General features: G+C 49.7%; 2 tRNA genes and 1 rRNA gene. All 3 read left to right on the forward strand.

The window, feature by feature from the left end:
- A 16S ribosomal RNA gene (locus tag KBY08_RS26275) occupies positions 1–73 on the forward strand; the annotation flags it as partial.
- A 123-nt stretch (positions 74–196) separates the two neighbouring features.
- Positions 197–273: transfer RNA gene (locus KBY08_RS26280), tRNA-Ile, on the forward strand.
- 30 nt (positions 274–303) lie between these two features.
- A tRNA-Ala gene (locus tag KBY08_RS26285) sits at positions 304–379 on the forward strand.
- Positions 380–525 lie beyond the last annotated feature (146 nt).

The following is a 525-nucleotide window of genomic DNA, read 5'->3' on the forward strand; positions in this document are numbered from 1 at the left end:
GGTGTGATTCATGACTGGGGTGAAGTCGTAACAAGGTAGCCGTAGGGGAACCTGCGGCTGGATCACCTCCTTAATCGACGACTCAGCTGCACCATAAGCACCCACACGAATTGCTTGATTCATTGAAGAAGACGATTAGAAGCAGCTTTAAGCTCCAAGCTGATAGCTCAACGCTAGCGGCTACAAGCTCGAAATTGGGTCTGTAGCTCAGTTGGTTAGAGCGCACCCCTGATAAGGGTGAGGTCGGCAGTTCGAATCTGCCCAGACCCACCAATTTTGTGTGGGAAACGCCTGTAGAAATACGGGGCCATAGCTCAGCTGGGAGAGCGCCTGCCTTGCACGCAGGAGGTCAGCGGTTCGATCCCGCTTGGCTCCACCACTTACTGCTTCTGTTTGAAAGCTTAGAAATGAGCATTCCACCCTGCAAGACAAGGGGTGCATGAATGTTGATTTCTAGTCTTTGATTAGATCGTTCTTTAAAAATTTGGGTATGTGATAGAAAGAAATATAGACCGGGCACCTCTT

It is taken from the genome of Pseudomonas sp. P135 (assembly GCF_020312125.1).
Taxonomy (GTDB): Bacteria; Pseudomonadota; Gammaproteobacteria; order Pseudomonadales; family Pseudomonadaceae; genus Aquipseudomonas; species Aquipseudomonas fragariae.